This window comes from Pseudomonas sp. SWRI111 (assembly GCF_014268555.1).
Taxonomy (GTDB): domain Bacteria; phylum Pseudomonadota; class Gammaproteobacteria; order Pseudomonadales; family Pseudomonadaceae; genus Aquipseudomonas; species Aquipseudomonas hamedanensis.
In genome coordinates this window covers 1-250 of the sequence record NZ_JABWQQ010000141.1, presented here as the reverse complement: position 1 = coordinate 250, position 250 = coordinate 1, and the positions used below count along the sequence as shown (strand labels likewise).

Here is a 250-nt window from a genome sequence, read left to right as displayed (position 1 = left end):
CTGTGGAAGAACCAAGAATGTAAATCGGTACATTGGTTCCAACACCTGGATGGGCTTTTACATACCCTTGATCTTCTTCTGACCCAAAATATGTCAGAAGAGCATTAACATCCTCTGGAAACGTATAGACAGAATCCTTTTGCGATCTTCTCAAGGCACTTGCGGTTAGCATATCCGTTCCAGGAGCTCTCCCAAGCCCTAAATCCACACGATTTGGATAGATTGTCGCCATCGTTCCAAATTGTTCTGC

Annotated in this window: 1 pseudogene; it reads right to left on the bottom strand. The window is 44.4% G+C overall.

The annotated features are described in order from the left end of the window. Positions 1-250, bottom strand: a pseudogene (locus tag HU755_RS27630) (LLM class flavin-dependent oxidoreductase); the annotation flags it as partial.